The sequence below is a fragment of the Methanosarcina sp. 2.H.T.1A.6 genome, from assembly GCF_000979455.1.
In the GTDB taxonomy this organism is placed as follows: domain Archaea; phylum Halobacteriota; class Methanosarcinia; order Methanosarcinales; family Methanosarcinaceae; genus Methanosarcina.
Genome location: NZ_JJOY01000038.1, coordinates 44,617 through 67,112 on the forward strand (window position 1 = coordinate 44,617; position 22,496 = coordinate 67,112).

General features: G+C 44.0%; 17 protein-coding genes. 11 read left to right on the plus strand and 6 right to left on the minus strand.

All coding sequences use genetic code 11. From position 1 onward, the window contains the following. Positions 1-445: 445 nt before the first annotated feature. Positions 446-1,117 (minus strand): pirin-like bicupin family protein, encoded by a 672-nt coding sequence (locus EO98_RS10795; RefSeq protein WP_052734512.1) that lies wholly within the window; start codon positions 1,115-1,117, stop codon positions 446-448. 553 nt (positions 1,118-1,670) lie between these two features. Between EO98_RS10795 and EO98_RS10800 the strand changes: the two genes are divergently transcribed. Beyond that, a complete protein-coding gene (locus EO98_RS10800; RefSeq protein WP_048140329.1) occupies positions 1,671-2,579 on the plus strand; it encodes a TIGR00269 family protein in 909 nt (302 codons plus the stop codon). 124 nt (positions 2,580-2,703) lie between these two features. Here the strand turns inward: EO98_RS10800 and EO98_RS10805 are convergent, their stop codons facing one another. Further along, positions 2,704-3,609, minus strand: a complete 906-nt coding sequence (locus EO98_RS10805) for a hypothetical protein (protein WP_048140331.1) — start codon at positions 3,607-3,609, stop codon at positions 2,704-2,706. 187 nt (positions 3,610-3,796) lie between these two features. Between EO98_RS10805 and EO98_RS10810 the strand changes: the two genes are divergently transcribed. Continuing rightward, on the plus strand, positions 3,797-4,306 hold the full coding sequence (locus tag EO98_RS10810; RefSeq protein ID WP_052734513.1) for a DUF523 domain-containing protein: 510 nt from the start codon (positions 3,797-3,799) through the stop codon (positions 4,304-4,306). A 407-nt stretch (positions 4,307-4,713) separates the two neighbouring features. After that, positions 4,714-5,187, plus strand: a complete 474-nt coding sequence (locus tag EO98_RS10815; protein ID WP_048140333.1) for a hypothetical protein — start codon at positions 4,714-4,716, stop codon at positions 5,185-5,187. A gap of 638 nt (positions 5,188-5,825) precedes the next feature. On the opposite strand, the gene EO98_RS10820 is transcribed toward EO98_RS10815, so the two are convergent. Then, complete coding sequence (locus EO98_RS10820; protein ID WP_048140335.1) at positions 5,826-6,500, minus strand: molybdenum cofactor guanylyltransferase; 675 nt, start codon at positions 6,498-6,500, stop codon at positions 5,826-5,828. Between the two features lie 107 nt (positions 6,501-6,607). Beyond that, positions 6,608-7,444: a molybdopterin synthase gene (locus EO98_RS10825; RefSeq protein WP_048140337.1), complete on the minus strand. Its 837-nt coding sequence runs from the start codon at positions 7,442-7,444 to the stop codon at positions 6,608-6,610. 333 nt (positions 7,445-7,777) lie between these two features. On the opposite strand from EO98_RS10825, the gene radC reads away from it, so the two are divergent. After that, positions 7,778-8,467, plus strand: coding sequence for a DNA repair protein RadC (radC, locus tag EO98_RS10830; protein WP_048140339.1), 690 nt, complete (start codon positions 7,778-7,780; stop codon positions 8,465-8,467). A 559-nt stretch (positions 8,468-9,026) separates the two neighbouring features. Further along, the gene (locus EO98_RS10835; RefSeq protein WP_048140341.1) at positions 9,027-9,434 is read left to right on the plus strand and encodes a DUF1699 family protein; all 408 of its coding nucleotides are present in this window, start codon (positions 9,027-9,029) and stop codon (positions 9,432-9,434) included. A gap of 336 nt (positions 9,435-9,770) precedes the next feature. Here EO98_RS10835 and EO98_RS10840 read toward each other — a convergent pair whose 3' ends face one another. Beyond that, on the minus strand, positions 9,771-9,968 hold the full coding sequence (locus EO98_RS10840; protein WP_048140343.1) for a hypothetical protein: 198 nt from the start codon (positions 9,966-9,968) through the stop codon (positions 9,771-9,773). Between the two features lie 396 nt (positions 9,969-10,364). Between EO98_RS10840 and mmp11 the strand changes: the two genes are divergently transcribed. From mmp11 to EO98_RS10865, 6 genes are all read left to right on the plus strand, one after another. After that, positions 10,365-11,267, plus strand: coding sequence for a methanogenesis marker protein 11 (gene mmp11 / locus EO98_RS10845; protein ID WP_200895245.1), 903 nt, complete (start codon positions 10,365-10,367; stop codon positions 11,265-11,267). 85 nt (positions 11,268-11,352) lie between these two features. After that, positions 11,353-13,101, plus strand: coding sequence for an indolepyruvate ferredoxin oxidoreductase subunit alpha (locus EO98_RS10850; RefSeq protein ID WP_048140347.1), 1,749 nt, complete (start codon positions 11,353-11,355; stop codon positions 13,099-13,101). An 854-nt stretch (positions 13,102-13,955) separates the two neighbouring features. Then, the gene (locus EO98_RS10855; protein WP_048140349.1) at positions 13,956-16,307 is read left to right on the plus strand and encodes a DUF3160 domain-containing protein; all 2,352 of its coding nucleotides are present in this window, start codon (positions 13,956-13,958) and stop codon (positions 16,305-16,307) included. Positions 16,308-17,114: 807 nt separating this feature from the next. Next, positions 17,115-19,490 carry a DUF3160 domain-containing protein gene (locus EO98_RS10860; RefSeq protein WP_048140351.1) on the plus strand — a complete coding sequence of 792 codons (2,376 nt, stop codon included), beginning with the start codon at positions 17,115-17,117 and terminating at the stop codon, positions 19,488-19,490. 209 nt (positions 19,491-19,699) lie between these two features. Then, complete coding sequence (locus EO98_RS18890) at positions 19,700-19,852, plus strand: hypothetical protein (protein ID WP_200895046.1); 153 nt, start codon at positions 19,700-19,702, stop codon at positions 19,850-19,852. Positions 19,853-19,887: 35 nt separating this feature from the next. Next, a complete protein-coding gene (locus EO98_RS10865; RefSeq protein WP_048135033.1) occupies positions 19,888-20,373 on the plus strand; it encodes a hypothetical protein in 486 nt (161 codons plus the stop codon). Positions 20,374-20,910: 537 nt separating this feature from the next. Here the strand turns inward: EO98_RS10865 and EO98_RS10870 are convergent. Next, positions 20,911-22,131 carry a homocitrate synthase family protein gene (locus tag EO98_RS10870; protein ID WP_048140353.1) on the minus strand — a complete coding sequence of 407 codons (1,221 nt, stop codon included), beginning with the start codon at positions 22,129-22,131 and terminating at the stop codon, positions 20,911-20,913. Positions 22,132-22,496: the final 365 nt, after the last annotated feature.

The window sequence follows — 22,496 nt, forward strand, 5'->3', positions numbered from 1 at the left end:
TGTGAAGTAAATCCTCTTTCTATTTCCAGATGTACGGCTTGCTCCGTAACCACATCCCATGATTTTTGCTTTCGGAAATTTCCTCAATCTTCAGCCTCGATCTTTCAATCTTTACACCTTTAGGTCAGTCTTCTTTTTGTTTTCTTTTATCTCCCTCTCTGATTACCTCTGCCTCTCCTGACTCTCCCCTGCCCGGATGCTCCTCTATAATATCACTACCTCTCCCAGGCAGTTTCTCTTTTTTGTCACTTCCCCTTCCCAGTTGATTATGCCTCTTCTCATCCCCTCTTTTCGGTCTTTTTACTTTATTCCCAGGATTTTTCCGATCTATTTTTTGTTCTATGATATTTTCTCTTACTCAAAAGAACTTATCCGGCTTCGATTCTTGCCGCTGTTCCAGAGAGTGCTTCTCTTTACCTGAAAGAATCTCTTTTTTCAGCTGCTTTCATCTTTTTGCCTGTTTTTTGGACCCTTGCCGGGGAACATCAATAAGGAAAAATTCTGCAGGCGTGCCGGAAGAAACAGCTTCCATATGGATAGCCTGTTCCAGGTCAATGCGAGCCTGATCTCCCTGTCCTATCCTCTGGCCATTGACAGAGAGCTCACCGGCAGAAATGTAAATAAAAATGCAGCGTTTCTCCTGTGAATTAAAGTGGATAATGTTCCCCTTTTCGAGACAGGATCGGAAAATTGTTGCATCGGCATTTATCTTCAGGGCGTGCTCAAAACCCTGACCTGAAGCAAGGGGAAGTAACTGGTTCTTCCACCCCGATTCCTCAAATTTTTTCTGCGAGTACGCAGGCTCAAGGCGGCTTCCTGAGGGTAAAATCCAGATCTGGTAAAAATGTAGAGGTTCCTTTCCTGTGTTCAGCTCAGAATGCTGTATTCCGGTACCTGCGGTAATGCACTGCACCTCTCCTTTTCCAAGGACTCCTTTATTCCCCATATTGTCTTCATGCGTTATCTCCCCTTCAAGCACAACCGATATAATTTCCATCTCGGAGTGCGGGTGAGTTGAAAAACCTCTGCCCTGCTGCACAGTATCGTCATTAAAAACGCACAGGCTTCCGAACCGGACATTATCCGGATCATAATAATTTGAAAAAGAAAAAAGCATGTAACTCTTCAGCCATCCGGAATCCTCAAGATGCCTGGTTTCTGCCGGAATGATTCTTATTATAAAGAAGCCCCCTTTCCTATTTCCCCTGTAATTATTTGAATACTGAGTAATAAGTAAGGTTTGATTGCTGAAAAGGATATACCTTTTGGAAACATAGTTTAGGAATTAAGTTGAGGAAGCCTTCTGAGGCAGATATAAAAAATACTTCGGCTTCTCCAAAAGGCACGTAAAAAACCATATATACGAGGTGTCCCTTTCCTAAAGCAGCCTGTCACAATTAAAATTCTTCATATCAATGAATAATTATTTAAAATGCTCCTAAATCTCTCTAAATACTCTTTAATCTCCCCAAACCTCTCTAAATACTCTTTAATCTCCCTAAATACCCTTTAATCTCCCTAAATACTCTTTAATCTCTCTAAATGTCCCTTAATATCTCTAAATGTCTCTAAATACGTACGGCTATTTATAAATGTGCCCTGTACATACGTATCTCCCGTTTTTTCCAGATTATTCATAAGTAGAAAAAAGGATTTCAAAAGGATTTCAAATGACAATTAAATGTAAAAAATGTAACCATGAAGCTGTTATTTTTCAAAAATACTCCGGTATGCATCTCTGCAAAAGACATTTTATAGAGGACGTTGAAAGGAAAATAAAGCTGACAATCCGGAAAGAGTACAACATCAAGAAAAATGATGTAATAGCCGTTGCTCTGAGTGGGGGAAAGGACAGCTCAGTTGCTCTCTATATAATGCATAAAATTCTGGGGGATAGGCCTGATATTCAGATCGTGGCAGTTTCAGTCGACGAGGGCATACACGGATATCGTCCCCACTCCCTTGAACTTGCAAAACAGCTTACAGAAACGCTCGGAGTCCGGCACATCATAAAGTCTTTTAAAGACGAACATGGGGTTACAATGGACGAACTGGCTGTAATGAACCGGGAAAAAGGTACATGCAGCTACTGCGGAGTTCTCAGGAAAAGCGTCCTTAACAGGGCAGCGCTTGAAATAGGGGCAACGAAACTGGTAACAGGGCACAACCTGGACGATGAAGCCCAGACCATTCTCCTCAACCACTTCAGGGGAGATATGGAACGAATGGTCAGGCTTTCTCCTTCTGCAGCAATCGAAGGGCTCGTAATGAGGGCAAAACCCCTGCGGAATATTCCTGAAAAGGAAGTGGCACTCTATGCCCTGATAAACTCCCTGCCTGTGGACTTCAGCGAGTGCCCGTATGCGGGAGAAGCCCTTCGAGGGGAAATCAGAGAACTGTTAAACAGCTTTGAGAAAAACCATCCCGGCACCAAGTATTCCCTTCTCCGCGGCTTTGACAAGCTCGTAGGAGCCCTTGCAAAGGAGCTCCCTCCTGCAAAAATCGACAAGTGCAGGATCTGCGGGGATACCTGCACCGAAGATATCTGCCAAGCGTGTAAACTGCTCGGCAGGACCTGAATAAAAGCAGAAAATATAGAAAGCAGAATAAATAGAAAAGAAAAAAAATCGAAAAAAAGCAGAAAAAAAGCAGAAAAAATAGAAAAGAAAAAAAATCGAAAAAAGTGTGGATTTCAGGAGCCTTTTAGAACCCATCCGGATCGGAAAGCAGGTCATAATGGTTATAAAGCTCCCTTTCCTCCCCGGCCAGGTAAAGGCGCGTCCACAGGACAGCAGTAAGCGGCTGCAGTACGAGCAGCGGGATGATATATGTAATTCCTGAGATCAGAGTGCTTTCCGAACCCAGAAGCTCCCCGACAAGACCATTGGCTAAAGCCAGCCCGACGGTAATTATCCAGATTAAGAAAACATCGAGTTTATTCTTCTTGAAAAACCTGTAACCTGCTTTTAGAGCGTCAAGAGGATCAAGTTCGTCGATCACGAGGGCGTAAGGGGCAAGGGAAAGTACGATATTTATGGTCAGGCTATAGATTCCCCAGACAAGGATTCCTATAGCGAGTGCTCCCATACCTTCCACAACTGCTTCCGGATTCATTATCAGACCGCTCAGGTCCCCGATTGTAAGGGCTCCAGGCACTATGAATACAATGCCCGCAAGAAGCATCAGGGTGACCAGCAGGCTTGTGAGGAAAAGCCTGAAAGCGTTTTTCGAACCGGACCTGAACATATCGGATAGTACGGTATCTCCGGTCTCAGAAGCCTTTTTTGCCATCCCGATTGCCCCTGCTGTGAAAAATGCCTGTAAGAACATGCCAAGCAGGGAAAAAACGATAATTGCCAGCACCGAGACTGCCATGTTGTCCCTAAATCCTTCCCAGAGCATATTATAAAGTTCTGCGGGAGGGAGAGTAGAAGGGTCAGCTATGCTTCCTGTGTTTGAGGCAAAGAGCAGGAAACCCATTAAACCAAAGAAAAAGACATAAACAATTAAACTAACAAAAAAATTAAGGATAAATGGAATACAAATGTTTAAATTCCTGGTCCAGGTCTTGAAGCCTCTGTTAAGTGTTGTTCCAAAATCTTCATGCATGTGAAATGACCTTCCGCTTATAAAGGCAGTGTTCCTGCCTGCCTCCTGGAATTCCGCTTTTACTTATTGTAAAAATCGGGCTGGTATGAAGGCTTACAGATACCATTTTCGGATACATATGCAGAAGATAAATATATAATCTCTTATTCAGGAAAAAACTAAATAAACAAACGCAGTAAGTGATTATATGAAAAAACTTGAATATTACAGAATTTCACAGGGCCATGAAAAATTCGAAACAAGCGACACTATTGATGAAGTTATTGTCGTTGGCCACTGCCTGCTTAACCCCCTTGCAAGACTCAAAGGAGCAAAACCCGCCACCCCGGTTGACCCCAAAGGCGCAAACGTGATCCAGCTCCCCTGCCCCGAATCCATGTACCTTGGAATGAGGCGCCGGGAAATCACGAAAGACCAGCTCGACCACCCCTCCTACAGGCGCTTCTGCCGAAAAATCTTCACCCCCCTTGCCGACATGCTTGAAGACCTCGCAGCCAACGGTATAAAGCTCAGGATTATCGGCGTCCCCAAAAGCCCCTCCTGCGGCGTATGTATTACAAGCGTCGGCGGCGAGCCAGGAAAAGGAACAGAATTCCACCACAGCCATGCCCCGGGACCGGGTGTGTTTATGGAAGAGATTATAAAAGAGCTTGAAAGGCGCAATGTAAAGTTTGAGATAGAGGATGCCCACCAGTAAAGAAATTGAGTAAAAATGCCAGCGTGAAAAATAATAATCCATTTTTACTTCAGTTCACCAGAACCACCGGAGTGAATCGGCTCGAAAAACCCCGGGCTCTCACCTGTTGTCGGAGGCGACCGGCTTTTCCTTGAAAATTTGCAGTCAATAAAGTAGAAGTCTGACCGTCCTTTTCACCTGAAGAAGTAAGGGAATGGCAGGGGTCTATTTTTCAAAGAGATTGATTTTTCAGATAAAAATGGTGAAACCAAATTACGCTTTTGATTATCTTAAGCAAACCATACTGATAATAGGTTAGAAGCCTTGCTTCGAAAAGTAAATCTTCCATTGAGACTTTTTATTATACAAATAATTAAATAAAAATCGAGTACAATTTTAAAATTCAGATGAACTTCAGTGGGGGAAACATGTCGTCTGATAATAATGACTTGGTCGCAAATGAGACGGTGACCGCAAATGAGATGGCGCTAAAAAAGCAAGGCCTAATTGTTTTTTTCTTAGTCATGTCGGTTATATCAATCGGAGGAACTCTTGCAATATACTATATCCCAGATGAGTCTGGTGACTTAGGAATAATTAAATTGGGATTTATATTGCTAGAAATCCTGGTTTTATCCCTACTCACGTTTGTAACTGTAAATTATCTGTCTCATCCAACCTGCTGGTCTGAAAAGATGGTCTGCAGAGGCCGTACTCTTGAATACCTTACTGTGATTTTAATAGTTGGAATCGTATTAGTGCTGGCTTTAATGCCAGATGAGGTTTTAAGCAGCGAGACTGTCGGAGCAATTCTTGCAGCAATCGCCGGCTATGTATTGGGGAGGTCGACCAGACCAAAAGAGGGGTCGGAAGAATTTGTGCCGAAATCAGGAAACCAGTGAATGGTCAGATCTGTAACTCAGTGCCGGATACGCCGGTTTCAAAGGCGTAATGTAAAGTTTGAGATAGAGGATGCCCATCAGTAAAGAAATTAAGTAAAAATGCCAGCATGAAAAATAAGATCCATTTTTTACTTCAGTAAGCCAGAATCACCGGAGTGAATCGGCTCGAAAAACCCCGGGTTCTCACCGGTCGTCGAAGGCGACCGGCTTTCTCATAAAAATACGTAGGCAAAAACGTAAAAACCGGAACATTCCAACTTCGCGGTTAATCTAACTTTTTTGTATGACAGCAGCCCGAATTACCGTATTTTCAAGACTGCCGCCTTTTCCGTTTAAGATATAATTTAACAATTCCACCAAGGTCCAACCCCACACCACAAAATGTGGGATTCACTGAAACAACACTACGATTTTTTTTCTAGCAGAGTTTCTTCAGTATAGATTTTTCTTTGAAGTCCCTGCATAAAAAAATAATTGAATTTGAAAAATAGAGAGGGTTGTCAGCTAAATACTGTTTATATTGTGTATCATAAATAGCGGAAAAGCCGCGCAAAGCGCGGGAAATGAACGGTTTGAGATGCTAATCAGGCTATTTCAGTAATTAGAAAACAGATCAACAACGTTTTACCGGAGTTTTATTACAGTTTCACTTTTTCCACCGCAGATCCAATCATACTCTCAAGATCTTCAACTGTGTTAATATTCGCAAAAGTCCTCAACTCAGGATCAATTTCCCTAATTTCCGAAACCTCAACAAAAACAACATTATGCATTTCAAAAACCGGCGCAAGCACTGAATGTTTACCTCTCTCAAAGGCTTTGTCGATTTCAGGAATCAATTTTCTGGAATAAACTGCATGCAGAGGCTCAAACATTTTCTCCTCCCACCTCGGGAGAGCAGCGTCATTACCTTCTGCTTTCTCAAACAGCAGGTCTACAACCCTGAAGTTTACAAAGGGCATATCCCCGGCGCAGACAAAAGAGTACTCTGACCATGATTCAAGCAGCCCTGCCCGGATGCCTTCCAGGGGACCGGCATCCTCTTTGGAATCAAAACAGAAACGGATTTCACGGGAAGGGAATTTTTCAAGCACAGGGATGAGTTTTTCTTTCTGAGCACTGTCTCGGACCGAGAGGATTACCTCATCCACAACCCGGAAGAGGTTTTCAAGCAGGCGTTCGAGAATCGTTTTTCCTTCGAATTCGAGGAGGGCTTTTTCGACCATACCCATCCGGCGGCCCCGGCCTCCTGCCAGCACGATCGCGCTTCTGGCTTTTGTTCTCCCCGGTTTAAGTTCTGTTTTTCCGCTCATTCAATTCCCTTCCCGGTTTTTGCTGCTTTTAGCTCTCGTTTTTAATCGGCTATTCTTCTCTTCTTCTCTTCTTCTTTTCTTTCTTCTCTTCCTGTTACATTTTGCATTCAGGCGTGTTCCCGGTCGTGGACCCAGAACTCTTCTTTTTCCGTGAACTCTTTTTTCCAGATCGGAGCTTCGGCTTTTACCCTCTCGATGGCTTCGCTGAGGGCTGGGAAAAGTTCGGTCCTGTGGGCGGATGCGATCACGATGTAGACTATGTCTTCTCCGGCTTCGATGACGCCGGTTTTGTGGTGGATCAGGACTTCGAGGATGCCTTCTTTTTTCTTGATTTCGTCACGGATTTTGTCCAGGGCCTTTGAGGCTTCGGGTTCGTATTTCTCAAACTCGAGCCGGGCTGTTTTCTCCTCTCCTGCAAGCTCGCGGACGATGCCTGTAAAGGTGCCGATTGCTCCTGCTTTCCGGATTGATGGGTTTTTCCTAGCTTTCTTTATAAGTGCGTCCAGGGTGTAGCGATCAGGCTGAGCAAGGGCCATTCCGACCAGGGAGGCTCTAAGTTCCTCATGAATATCGGAGTTTTCCGGAAGCCTCATAACGACGTTGGAGACGCCTTCAAGGTCGCCAAGTACGAATTTAGGGAGATTGCTTTCCTTAAACCCTTCCACAACCGCAAAATCAAGCCCCCGGTCGCAGAGCATATCAAGGGCATCTTCAAGGTCGGAGTCTCTGGAAAAGCTGACAAGTTCAGAGCCTGTAATCCCTATTACCGTGTCAGCCCCAGCATCAAAGTGTCTGCCGGTGTCGGTTTCCTCGGGGTTGAGGCGCTGTTCTCCCATGTGCTTTACAGTACCTACTGTCCCAAACCCGGAAAGTTCCCGGACCAGGGCTGAAACAAGGGTTGTCTTACCCGATTTCTTATACCCTACAACAGAAATGACCTTCATCAAAGAGCCTTATGGGCTTACCGGTATAAGTAAGGGTCGGCTCCTTTTCACCATCTCGGTTTAAAAATAACCATTTGAATGTCGAGAGATTATTCACAAGCTTCCAATTGGTAACATCAATGTGTTTTTTTGGACAAACTGGCCCATTTCCAAAAAGATTCAAATATTAAAAATGCCAATAATAATTGTTACTAATATAACTTACTGTAAGCCCGAACAGTTACTACCCATAAGGGCACAGTTTAGTGCTCTGCACAGATTAGTTGCTCTGTATACAGCAGGTATGCCAGTAAGGAGTACCTGTTCGGTCAGGATGAAAGAGGGGGATGGAATATGGAAGTAACAAAAATAAGGATTCATGACATTCCTGAGGAAGAGCGTCCCAGGGAGCGGCTTATTAAGAACGGACCGGAGTCCCTTTCAAACGCCGAACTTCTTGGGATAGTCCTGAGGACAGGGTCAAGGGAAGAAAATGTTGTCAGCCTGTGCAGCCGGATATTATCTGAATACAGTATCAAGCAGCTTAGCCTTGCAAATGTTTCAAGGCTTACCCAGGTCAAGGGGGTTGGAAAAGCAAAGGCTACCCAGATAGCTGCAGTTTTCGAACTTGCCAGAAGGCTTGAAACCTTTATAGAAGAGCCAAAAAGGAAAATCTGTTCTCCAAAGGATGTCTATACCCTGATGTATCCAAAAATGCGCGAACAAAAAAAAGAAAAATTTATAACACTGTATCTTGATACAAAAAACCAGATCCTTAAAGAAGAAGTGGTATCCATAGGCAGCCTGAATGCCAGCATCGTACATCCTCGTGAGGTTTTTAAGTCGGCTCTTCTTGAATCTTCTGCCTCTGTAATCATGGTCCATAATCACCCCTCCGGAGACCCGAGCCCGAGCAGGGAGGACATAATGGTTACTGAAAAACTGGTTGAGGGAGGAAAGCTCCTCGGGATCGACATCCTTGACCACATAATTATAGGGGATGGCAGGTACGTGAGCCTTAAAGATGAAGGGTTTGTAAGGTAAAAAATTTGAAATTGACGAGACTCTTAAAATACCGAAACCCTCAAAATACCGAAACCCTCAAAATACCGAAACCCTCAATGTACCGAAACCCTCAATGTACCGAAACCCTCAATGTACCAAAACTCTCTATAGAACTTATTTTTTGCAGAAGTCCACAAAAATCACTTATTTTTCTTAATACGGGAGTGTTAAAATCTCCCTACTTAATTTCAAAGAGTGGGGGGGGCTTGATTTTTTTCTGTTAATTTTTCTTTGTAAGGATGAACGGGAAAGTCTCATTGAAGTCTAAATCTGAAATAAATTAGTGATTAAAATAATTAAGCTATACTTTGTAATTAATAATCTCATTAGAGGGGTAGAAATTATAGCAAAACTATCTTATAAAAACCGTTTTAAGTCTTTTTTTGATTTTTTATGCCATTTTTGTAACTGATATATGACCCACATCTCTGGAATACTATCTAAATAATATTAGCTCAATGAGATAACTATTTATAATAAGTATATGTACTTTATATCAGGGTACAATCAAAAAAGAACTTTACAGTGGGGGAAAATCATGAGAATAAGAGTTGTCAGTTCCAGAGAAGAAATCTTTACACTTAATCCGAATGAGCGCGTTGTTCATCTTGCCTTCAGGCCTTCGAACAAGGACATCTTTGCACTGGTTGAGACCTGCCCGAAGATTGAGGTAATTCAGTTACCTAAATCTTACATGCATACAGTCTCAAAGTCCATAGAGATGTTCCTTCAGATGCAGAGGGTCCAGCTCCTCGAAGGAGATGTCTGGGGGCACAGGAAAGACATTAATGAATATTACGCAATTCCATCCTCAGTAATTGAAAAGATTAAGGAAATGAAAATAGAAGGTAAATCCGCTGAGGAGATTGAGAAAAAGATTTCAAGGGAAAGCAAGCTGAACTCTGGAATGGTTGCTTATATCATGATAAAAGAAACTCCTGCCTGAACTTAGCAGGATATGATGGGTTAGGGGTGTTTTACTGGAGATTAGAACGTACCGAAATAGGGGTATATCTGTCGTTCTCTAATCTCCAGCTTAATAGTGGGTGTACCTGAACTTTAGCAGGATATAACGGGTTAGTGGGTGTTTACTGGAGATTAGAACGTACTGAAATAGGGGTATATCTGTCGTTCTCTAATCTCCAGCTTAATAGTGGGGTATGTCTACTTTAGCGGGATATAACGGGTTAGTGGGTGTTTACTGGAGATTATAACGCACAGAAACAGGGGTATATCTGTCGTTCTCTAATCTCCAGCTTAAATCTTGCGACTTTTCTTTCGTTTATGGCTTTTTTGATCCCTGTTTCTTTCTTGAAATCGTGCACATGTAGATATCGCCGTTCCCATTGCGATAATCATCCCAAAATGTTCTGTTACCGTAGATCGCAGGGTATTCCTGTATTGATTCATTGGTAATCGGAGTTTCGGTGCAGGTAAAGAGATCGTGCATATATATATCTAAGCCTTCAGTTTCCCACACTATTCTGCCTTCATAGATTTCTCGCCTGTTGCAGCAATTCTTCGGGTGTTTTTCCAGGAAAACAGGTATAGTGTTGCACCGACATTAGATAGCTGCGGCGAGTGTTTTGCGAAGGATTTATATTGATAAGCCAATTTAATATTGTTTCAGCCGATTCTAACTCTTAAACTTTAAAATATATTATGTCATGTAAATCAGGTTAAAAATCCTGATATTTTAAATAATACCTTAATATACCTACATATATTTACAGGGAATGGGCTTTTCGATCAAACGATTCATCCTCCCACTTTCTATCTCCATAAAAAGGAGGTCTTCGGCATTACAAAACATATAAACGCCTGTGCACTGGATAACAGACAGACTGAAGAACTTACTCTGGACGACCCCTATACTGTGCCTTACCGGGGCATTTATGCGGTCTGTGACGCGAAAAACGAGTATGCGGAAATTATTGAACACTCCAACTGCTACAGCGGGGCAGCCTGGTCCCTTTACCATTATGCAAAAGCTCCTCTTATCCTGAAAGCCCGTTCAACGGGAAATATGATCCGCTATTTTATGAAAACCGGAACCTCAAACCTCGAACTCAAACCCTCGGTTGCAGCCGCAGGCATAGAATCAGTGATCGTGCAGGGAGACGAAGTGGAGATCACCTATGCAGGACTGGGAGGCGGAGGGGTTGGTGCAACCCGCTGCAGAGCACTTGCAGACGGAGTTCTGAGCTACAGGATTTCCGAATCCGGAGGAGAGCGCTGTGCTAAGGGGACAGTTGTGGTTCCCCGCAGGGATCGCGTCCTTATAGGCATAGATGACACAGATTCAAAGGACATCGGAGCCACCTGGACCCTGACCCATAACATCGCAAAGGAACTGGACTGCCAGGAAGCCGTTTACCTATCCCATGCCCTTGTCCAGCTCTTCCCTGTTCCGGAAAAAACCCAGAACTGCATGTCAACGGTCCTGGAATTTGGCTGTGTGGACGAAAAAGCGAAGTCAAGGCTCGTAGACTCTTTTAAAAAAGCCCTTGAAAAATACAGCGCGTCCAGAGAAACAGGGCTTGTAGTGCTATCTGATTTTTATGCAAAAGGGCTTTACTCGTACAGCAACCGCTGCCGGACCGAAAGGGTCTCGAAGGCAGACACCCTGCGCTGCGCCGAAGAAAATAATGTGGAAGTCCTGCTTGACGGCAACGGGGTAATAGGTGCTCTTGCCTCCCTGCCCTGGTTCGGAAGACCCGAAGAATCTATTGTCCCTGGAACCGAGATAAAGCCAATGAGCATGGAAAAAACGAATTAAAAACTTATTGAACACGAATTAAAAACGAATTAAACGGTACCGGAATCTACCGCAACTTCTATAATTCCCGGACGGGGGGGCCAACTTGAAAGAAGAAGCAACACTATGTAACGGGTTTGAAGCCCTTTATCTTGCAGCCATTGACAGTGATGTTACACTTATAACAGGAGTCCCCGGATATCCTGTTACCTCCCTGATGGAACTTTTTTTGAAAACAGATAACTCATCAACTGAAACAGATAATTCATCAACTAAAACAGATCACTCATCAACCAACGCCCACAGTTCAACTTATAGAGCCAGATGGCTTACAAACGAGAAAGTTGCGCTGGAAATAGCACTCGGAGCGTCGGTTTCAGGCAAAAGGGCTCTTGTGCTTGTAAAACACGTTGGGATGAATCTGCTTTCCGACCCCCTTATAACCTCAGTTACGCACACTATAGGTGCAGGTCTGGTAATCATTGCAGGAGACGACCCGGGTGTAAAAGGTTCTCAGAATGAGCAGGACTCCCGCTGGTATGGCAGGATAGCTGAAGTTGCGGTATTTGATCCGGCTGACCCCGATGCTGCATACAGGACTCTCAGGCGGGCTTACGAACTTTCGGAGGAAATCCGGGCTCCGGTAATTCTAAGGGTAACCGCAGGCCTGGAGAAAAGTAAAGGAAAAGTCCGTCGCCTTCCCGCATCTTCAGCTGTCCACCCCGGCTTTGACCGTTCTATCTGGGGACTCCGGATGGTGGAAAAACACCAGCATTTCCATTCTAAAGTTTATCCGGTACTTGAAGCAGAAGCCGAAAATACTGACCTTAACGAAATTAAAGAAGGAATAGAAGAGATCGAAGCGGAAGCACAGACTTCTGAACAGAAAAGAGTCGAACGGGTTAAAGGAATTAAACGGGTTGGAATTATCTCCTCGGGTTTTGCGGCTTCAATTGTGGAAGATACGCTGAAAAAATCAGGCTGTTATCATGGAGTTTCTCATCTTGTCCTCAACCTTGTAAATCCCCTTCCTCTGCAGAAAATAGGAAACTTCCTTAAAAATAACAGGAGAGTACTGGTAGCTGAAGAGTCAGAACCTTTCATAGAAGAGCAGATCCGGATTTCAGGCAACGTCTACGGTAAAAAGACGGGTCACCTCCCATACGGGCAAATAATGCCTGAAGATATCGAGTTTGCTCTTGAGCATATCGAAGAAGAAAATGTCTCAAAACCTGAGGATTTCAAACTTATTGAATCCAGAAAGAAAGGCAGGGCTTCAATCTGCGAAGACTGCCCCTATCTTCCTCTCTACAATTTCCTCCGCATACCTGACATTCAGGTCGCCGGAGATATGGGCTGCTCTGTCCGGAGCGCCCCAGAACCTCTTGCTGCAGTTGATGTCAGCTTTGCACTGGGCTCGGCAATTTCGGTTGCCTGCGGCTTTGAGAAAAAAGGCATAGCAGTAATCGGAGACTTTGCCCTTGCACATTCCGGCATCCTCGGGCTCTTAAATGCTGCAAGCGAAGGTTATGAAGTACTTGTGCTTGTGCTCCAGAACGAAGTCGCAGCCATGACAGGAGGGCAAAAAGTCCCTGCCCTCAGGAAAGTGGTAGAATCGATAGTGCCTGATGTGTCTTTTTTTGATTTAGATGGAGAATATGGAGAAGAAGGAAAAGAAGGCGGAGACAGAGAAAAAGAGGGTGAAAGTAATACCTGGCAGGAAACAGTAAAGGAGATGGAAAAGGAAGGAAAAAAGCTGACTCCCGGTTCAGAACTTTCGGACCTGATCCTGGAAAAACTCGCCCTTCCGGGAATTTCAGTTATTTTTATAAAAGGCCGGTGCAGAAAATATTGAGGCATCAGGCTCTTTAATTTTAACTTAAACTTTTTACATGTTGGCATGAAAGTACTGTAATTTGAAAAGTACTATCATTTATTTGTGCCTGTTATTTGAAGAATTTCATGTTTGTTTTTACTCAAAAACATCAACAATGTAAAGGTGGATGACCATACTTTTGGTGGATGACCATAATTTTAACCTGAATGAAATTATATGTTAGTAATCAGCATACACTTCTTGAAATTTTGTTAATTCCCAATCAGTTATTATTCTATTTTTGGCAGGAAAATAGTCAACTTCATTCTCTGAAAATGGCTCAACTTTTTTCTCACATAACCCAAAAATATTCACCCTTATTTTTTTGGAGCTGGCTTTCCATAGAGACTTCAATAAACAAGGTTTGTTTTCATATTCAGATTCATAAGCCTGTTTTCTTCAAAACATAACTTCAAAATGGTTTGAAGTTTAATAAAGAATTAAATGCTTTGCGGAAAAATAAATAACTAAAGAGAAACAATTAGTTATAGGGAATCAGGGTATATTTTAACGACTTAAATAAATAATTTAAACAATTTAAAAATCAAAATGGGATGTAAAGGGGATAAAAAATTTGAACAGAAAATTCCAAATTCTGCTGTTAATAGGGGTTTTACTACTTATTGCGGGCACACTTCTTAATATAACCAGAGATCCGCTTCTCTTGAGCTCAGGAGCTGTGGCTGCACTATTCATGATTCTACTTTTCAGAATAGACCCTCTGAGCCCTAACGAATAACAGGGAAAGAGGGGTTTTATCTTTTTTACATACAAAAAACTTAATAATTTTACGTTAAACTTATTTTTTACTGGTTTTGCCTGAGGTATAGAGAATGGATCTTAGAATCAAATTTGCATCAATCTTCCTGATGATTTTGCTTTTCGTTTTTTTTGCTGGCTGCTCCGGACAGGAGACAGAGCAGGACACGCCCGGCTACGCCGCAGATGTACTCAAAACAGAGGCTGTAACTTATTCGGGGCTTCTGGGCCAGGGTGCCTCCCTGCCGATAAATTATAATCTGGAAGCCCTCGATGTCGAGTTAAAAGCGCCTTCTTATGAGTTGCCCCTGGAAAGAAATAAAATCTCCAACTATGGAAACTTTTCAGGCAGAATCCCTCTGAACGAATCCGCTCTTAAAATGCTGGAAAGTAATGGTTTTGTGGTAATGGAAAACCCTTACAACCCCGCAGAAGAGGACATAACTTCAATGTACATTACCCTCAAAGAAGAGGAAATACCTGTTTTTATTACTACGGATTCACTTCTGCATCTCTATCACATTCAGTTTGATGAGACCCTGCGCCAGATAGAGGAAAAGGAGTTTTACGATACTCTCTGGGAAACCGACCTTGCCCTGCTAAACGCCTCGGTAGAAGAATATAACAGTGATTTGAACAGTGATTCTAACAGTGCTTCAGGAGAGAAAAAGGAAGCCGCAAGAAGAAACACAGCCTACTTTGCGGTTGCTTTGAGCCTGCTCCAGCCGAAGCCTGAGCAGATACAGGCAGCAGAAGACCCTTACGGCTTTGTTGATGAGGCTCTTTTCCCGGCAGGTTCGGCAGAAAAATATCAGTTTGAGGTCCCGTCTTTTGTAAAAGAAGAGGTTGAAGCCGAACTCGCTCTGATAGAAGCTCACGGAGGTTTTGCCCCCTCTCCGATTTTCCTGTACGAAGAAGACTATTCCCAGTACGTGCCGAGGGGCCACTATACCCGCTCCGAGAAGCTGCAAAACTACTTCAGAGCCTTTATGTGGCACGGCAGGATGAGCATGCTCCTGAAGGACCGACTGATTAAATCCGAAGACCCTGCAAAAGATGCCCGCATCCAGACCATCCAGGCAAGCCTGATTTCTTCTCAGCTCGAAAACGAGCCTGAGCTTCTCAAAAACTGGGACAGGATCTACGGGGTTACGGCTTTTTATGTGGGCTTTTCCGATGACCTGGGGCCTTACGAATATATGGAATCAATGGACTCTGTCTTTGGCAATGGAGAAAGGGAGTTTAACGAAACAACGGTAGAGGAGCTAAAGACCGTACTTGCCGAAAATCAGGGCCCGAAGATCTACGGAGGCACAGGAAACTGTGTCCTGGAGCCGCCCTTCACCCCGGAGCAGGCTGACGAATGCCTCGAAAATACCACAGGCTTCCGTTTCATGGGGCAGCGCTTCATCCCGGACTCTTACATGTTCTCAAACCTGGTCGGAGCCTATACAGGAGAATATCAGGGAGAGAGGGAAGAGCCCTTCACTTTCGTAATCTCAGGAGCAGGAAGACCTATAAGGGGTTTCCCGCGCGGGCTTGATGCAATGGCTCTCCTTGGCTCGGAAAGGGCGGTTTACTGGCTCGACGAACTGGACGATTCCAGCTACGAAAATTACAGTGGCCGGTATGGGGAACTGGACTCGGAGTTTTCGAACTTCAGCGCAGCCGAGTGGAACAGGAACCTCTACTGGTCCTGGCTATATTCCCTCCAGCCCCTCCTGAAGGACTATGGGGAAGGATACCCGACCTTCATGCAGACCGATGCCTGGCAGGACAAGGAACTGAGCACCTCGCTGGCTTCCTGGACCGAACTCAGGCACGACACTATCCTCTATGCCAAGCAGAGTTACACTATAGTTGAAACATCTATGCCCATGCCTCCTGAAGAAAAACCGGTTGTAGGCTATGTGGAGCCAGTCCCTGATTTCTACGCGAGGCTGCTTGCCTTAACGAAGATGACAAACCAGGGCCTGGACGAAATAGGCGTGCTTGACCCTACATCCAGAACAAGGCTTACAGACCTTGAAAACATACTTTCCAGGCTCCAGGCAATCTCGGAAAAGGAACTCGAAAACGAGGAACTGACAGCAGAAGACTACGACTTCATCAAGAATTTTGGGGACCAGCTTGAAGGGGTCATAGCTGACGTAGACGATAAAGCCAGAAAAACAACAGTTGTGGCTGATGTCCATACCGACGGCAACACGGGAGCTGTACTGGAAGAAGGAGTCGGATACGTGGAAATGCTCGTAGTAGCATATGAACTTCCCGACGGGCGGATTCTTGTAGGAGCCGGACCCGTTATGAGCTATTACGAGTTCAAGCAACCCATGTCCGATCGCCTGACCGATGAAATATGGAGAGAAATGCTGGAGGAAAACCCGCCGGAAAAGCCGGAGTGGGTTTCCACATATACCTCTTAATTTTGCTCTCAACTATTTTTTAATTTTTTTATTTTTTTCAGCTTTTTGTGGTCTCTCATTAACTGTTTGATTTCTTCTATACCCGGAGCTGGAAGCTTTCAATCCGTCTCCCCCACGCCGCGTTGGGCCTGGGCCGACCTGTCAGCCAGATAAAATATAACCCAAAAATCGACATCTCAATAAAGAGATGCAAACATTGAAGGAAATAGCCCCAGAACCGAGAGAATACTTTCATTTACCCAGGACCGGCTTTTCAATTTACAGGGAAATATCAGCGCCTCCGCCAGCTTGTCTGGCGGCCCTACCCAGAAAGTAGAAAGAAGCAAAAAGAAACAAAATAATTACAGGTTTCCACGGTTACTTCTACTTATTTTTTACAGGTGCACTCAATTGTTTTTACTTTTCTGCTTTTATCTCCGTCCTTTTCTTTTTTTCGCGGGAAAGACCGCTCTCCTGCGTCGAGCGGAACAAGAACGGTTCGATATAGCGAATAGGGTTGTATGGGTCAGATACATTTTTTAATTTTTCATTTTATCAAAAAAGTCAACCCGGTAACAGGGAATGGCCTGTTTTTTATTTCTCAAATTTTTTAGCTGGATATGACTTAACCGGATTTTGAATAGATTGAAATATTGTAATGAGAATAACATATGGAAAAGTTAATTTTTTAAAAAGTTTGGCCCCCTATACGAACCTTCGGTTGCAAAACAGGAATAATCTGAACCCTGACTTAGAAGGTAAAACCCCACCTTTCTGAGCGAGCAAAGCTCGAATCCGATACTGATCCAAAGCGACCGAGATGAAATAATGAAGAACCAAACTCAGACAGTTGTAGCCCTTTTGATGTTTCTTATTTTTTCAGTCTCCCTTTTTACTGGAGGATGCCTGGAGCAAAGTTCCGGGTTAAGCGGGGAGAACGGGACAGAACAAGGAGAAGAAATGGGTAATGAAATCGGTAATAATAGAAGCTCTTCGACAGGTAATCTGAAAACCGAAGCAGTAAATCTTTCCGGTCTTGAGGCAGGAAATTCATCTCTTGCAGGAAACTACAGGCTTGAAGCTCTTGATATAGAGTTAAAAGCTCCCCAATACGAACTGCCCCTGCAGGAATCGGATGTTACGAATTACGGAGAGTTTTCTCAGAAGTTTTTGACAGATGAAGCAGCCCTGGAGAAGCTGAAAGAAAACGGATTTGTGGTAATTTCTAACCCTTACAATCCGAAAGAAGAAGATATCACTGTTATTTATGACAGGCTTGGAAGGGAAGGACAGCTAATTTTCATAACTTCAGATACCCTTCTCCACCTCTATCACGTCCAGTTTGACGACAGCATGAGCCAGGTCGAGCAAAATGAATTATATGACCTTTTGTGGGAACTCGATAAAGCCCTGCTTAATGCATCTGTAGAGGATTATAATAGAGTTTCAGGAGAAGAAAAGGAAGCCGCAAGAAGAAACGCAGCCTACTTTGCAGTTGCATTGAGCTTGCTCCAGCCAGAAGAAGAGCAGATAAAAGAGATTAAGGACCCTTACGGCCCGGAAGCTGGAATATACTTTGACCCGGCAGCAAAGGAAAAATATCAGTTTGAGGTTCCTGTGTTTGTAAAAGATGAAGTCAAAGCCGAACTTGCCCTGATAGAATCCCACGAAGGCTTTGAAATCTCTCCAATTTTCAGTTATAGGGAGGACTATTCTCAGTACGCGCCGAGAGGTCACTACACCCGCTCTGAGAAGCTGCAAAACTACTTCAGGGCCTTTATGTGGCACGGCAGGATGAGCATGCTCCTCAAAGGTAAATTGATCCAGGCCGAAGACCCGGAAAAAGAATCACGCATCCAGACCATCCAGGCAAGCCTGATCACCTCCCGACTCGAAGACAATCCGGATCTCCTTCAGAAATGGGATAGGATCTACGCGATTACTGCTTTTTACGTAGGCGTTTCTGACGACCTCGGACCTTATGAATATATGGAAGCAATGGAAACAGTATTCGGAAGCGGGTCAAGGAATTTTAACGCAACAACGATAGGAGAGCTGAAAGTGGAGCTTGCCGGGTACCGGAGCCCGGAGATCTACGGAGGCACAGGAAGCGGAACTCATGAACCCATTCTAACGGCCGAGCAGGCCGATGAACTCCTTGAGGATACGAAAGGCTTCAGGTTTATGGGCCAGCGTTTTATCCCGGACTCTTATATTTTCTTCAGGCTCACCGGCCCCTATACTAAAGATTACACAGGAGATCAGGGACAGGTGCCATTTACCTATAGATATTCCGAATACGGAAACAACAGGGGTTTCCCGCGTGGGCTTGATGCAATGGCTCTCCTGGGATCGGAGAGGGCGGTTTACTGGCTTGACGAACTGAACGATTCCAACTATAAAAATTACAGTCTTCGGTACGGGGAACTGGACTCGGAATTCTCGAACTTCAGTGCAGCCGACTGGAACAGGAATCTCTACTGGTCCTGGCTTTATACTCTCCAGCCCCTCATGAATGATTATGGTGAAGGCTATCCCACCTTTATGCAAACCGATGCCTGGCAGGACAAAGAATTGAGCACCTCTCTGGCTTCCTGGACCGAACTCAGGCACGATACGATTCTCTACGCTAAGCAAAGCTATGGAATAGAGGATTCGCTTCCTGTGTTTGGGGACAAAACCGTGGGGTACGTGGAACCTGTGCCCGAACATTATAACAGGCTGCTGGCCCTTACCCGGATGACTGCAGACGGGCTTGAAGAACTGGATGCGCTTGATGAAGATACTGGAAGAAACTTTGAAAGCCTCGAGAGAGTCCTGGAAAAGCTTATCGAGATTTCCGAAAAGGAACTTGAAAATGAGGAACTGACAGAAGAAGATAAACTTTACATCTTCAAGTTTGGAGAAATAATCAGAGCGAGCGTGAGTGTCGACGAAGAAGCCAGGAAAACTACCCTCGTTGCAGACGTCCACACCGAACCGAATGACGAACTTGTGCTTGAGGAAGGGACAGGATACGTGGATATGGTGATTGTGGCTTACAAGGTTCCTGACGGAAGGGTTTTCCTGGCTGCAGGGCCTGTTATGAGCTATTACGAGTTCAAGCAGCCAATGTCCGACCGCCTGACCGATGAAAAATGGAGAGAAATGCTGGAGGAAAACCCGCCGGAAAAGCCGGAGTGGAGCTCCACCTACATTTCTTAATTTTTATATTTTTCAAAGTCAAAAAGATCGATATTACCTGAAAAATTTCTGGAGAGCATAGTAAGGACTGACTTGCATGGATTCGTTTACTGCGGTCAGAAATTGCCCGGAGATAGACATAGAAAGATATTAATTGTATAAGTATGAGTAATAATATGTGGGTTATATCATTATAGTAAGCCCCTTGATAAAACCATGAGGTAATAATTATGTGTAGTGTTGGAGATTCGTTTGATATCGATATGGAAGGGAAATTGCCGTTTAAACAGTATGCATGCAAGGACTGTGGGAATAAATTCAAAGGTATTGGCAAGAATGTGAAGTGTCCTTCCTGCCAGTCTGCAAATGTAGCAGAGTCCTGATAATCAACTGGATTTTTTAGATACTTATTTTTAACATGGAAAAACCGACTTCTTCTAAAGACATTTCACTGAAGGAAAGTGAAATGCTTCTCCTGCGCGGCACGGCAGGAATAGTGGCTATTGTGAAAGCAGGTCCGCATGGGCAGTACTTTCTGGAAACTGAAAACGAAGAAATTGTACTCGGACTGGAACCTCATGACCTGATTGTTGCTTCTGCGTTTTCGGTGGATGAGAAAACTGAAAAAGGTCTTAAATGCGTTCTCTTCATGATTCGGGAAATCAGGTCCCCATTAATAGTTCTTCCAAAGAAACATCCTGCATCACCAAGGCTTCCAATCGTAGTTTCGGCTGGTAAAAAGACCGTGCTGAACTGCAATATCACACCTGGCACGCACCCGAATCAGGACGTGCTCTGCGGTTCAAATGAATTTGATAGCCTGGAGGTAACGGGAACACTGGAGGGCGTGCAAATTAAAAATATGCCACAGTGTGAGGTATTAAAAGTTAACTTTGATATCTGACCAACCCATTTCTTTAATCCAATTATCCCTAATTCTAATATCAGATGTCAGCTTCCTTTTTTTAGTACTCTCTGATTAATTTGTGTATATATTGATAAATATACTCCAGAGCCCGAGACAGAATTTTTCAGTTTCTCTTCGCGCCGCAGTGGGCTGGAGCCGGCCTGTCAGGTTAAGACAAAAACAATATTAAGCCAACCGCAGGTAGGGATCCTGGATAACACTTATAAACAGATCACGATCTGAAATGATACTTTTTCTTAACCCCGAACCTGTATTTAAATCCAGGTAAAAATAAGCTCCTCCGCCAGCTTGTCTGGCGGCCCTGCAAAAAAAGTAGAAAAGAGTAGAAGTAAGAAAGAAGAAGTTTGAAAATACAGTAAAAAGCAAATTTAGATTACTACTTGCCTTTTCTCTTCTTCATATTGTTTTTAAGTCTGCTGTCCTGCATCGAGCGTGACAAAAACGACACAGTACAGCGAAAAGGTTGTACGGGTTAGAAAGATCTGTAATACACTTCATATAGAGTAATACACTTCAGATCGAAATCTTCTCTTCCCCTTCAGGTTTACTTGTTTTCTGTTCCTGCCTGACCTGACCAATTAGCTTTTCAAGCTGCTCCCGCGAGATGCTTTTACGCTTTTCTTCGGTGCAGACCTTGACTTTTTCGATCAGGGCACAGAGTTCATCCCGTTCGAGGCAGAAACCGATGCTATTGAGGATTCCTTTCAAGGCTTTTGTGCCCGTGTGCTTTCCGACAACAAGGTTACGCTTTCCGCCAACCATCTCAGGGAGGAAGAGTTCGTAGGTCCTCGGCTCTTCAAGGATTGCAGCGACGTGGATTCCGGATTCGTGGGTAAAGGCATTATGTCCGACAACGGCTTTGTTTACCGAGGGTGTAATGCCTGAGTATTCCGAGACCATTCTGGAAAGTGCAGTCAGCTTTGTTGTATCATAGCGGTCGATCCCGTACTGTACTCTGAGAGCTACCATCACTTCTTCAAGGGAGGCGTTTCCTGCCCGTTCTCCTATTGCATTGACTGTTGTATGGAGCTGCTTTGCTCCGGCTTCGGCGGCTACAAGGGTGTTAGCGGTAGCCATTCCGAGATCATCGTGGCAGTGGATGCAGATTGAAGTGTTTACGGACTTAAAGATCTCACTCACAAGGTAGTGGGTTGTGATCGGGTTCAGGATGCCAATAGTATCTGCGAGGCTTACATACTGCACTTTGTACTCGCTTTCAACTTCCTTGAAAGCCTGCTTGAGACGGTCAACCGGAGTACGGCTTGCATCTTCGGCTGCAAAACGCACTTTTAAACCGTGGTCAGTTGCATATTCAATGGCTTCCTTGGCACAGCCGAGCATTTCCTCAAAACTCCTGTGGTATTTGTATTTGAGGTGCATGTCGGACATTGCAATGAAAATGCTTACAATATCGACGTCACATTCAAGGGCAGCGTCAACATCCCCTTTTACTGCTCTTGAGAGACAGCAGATCCTTGAATTAAAGCCCTGGCTTGCAATTTCCTTTACGATTTCCTTTTCGTATGCGGAAACTACCGGAAATCCGGCTTCTATAACCTCAATACCCATGGAATCAAGCTCATTCGCCATTGCCAGCTTCTGTTCTTTCGTGAACACAACGCCAGGGGTCTGTTCCCCATCGCGCAGAGTCACGTCGCAGATTTCGATATCAAGGGGGCGATATTTGACGAAGTCCATAAGTGTATTTCTGGAGTACTGCTCGCTCTCTGACATGGTTATTGTTTCCCGTGATTTTTATCATTTTGAGGAATTTATGATTATTTTTAATGATATTTGTATCAACTGCCCTGAAAAATAATTCAAAGGCCTGGATAAGAAAGTACGAGGCTAAAACGCCATTAAAAGTCAAAAAATCTAATATTTAGTAGAATTAAGCATTAGCTTTACCTACACATGTATAAATGTTTTCCTTGGAGGAAAAGAGTTTCCGAGACCAACGTTCCCATATTCGGGGTAAAAAAGACGCTTTCAGTTCTTTAACCTGAGAGCTGAAAGTGTCAGGGAATAAATTTCAGGGAATATCAGGTGTAAAACCCGGATTTTAAGGAAAAAGGTTCTAAAAAAATTGTGGCCATAAG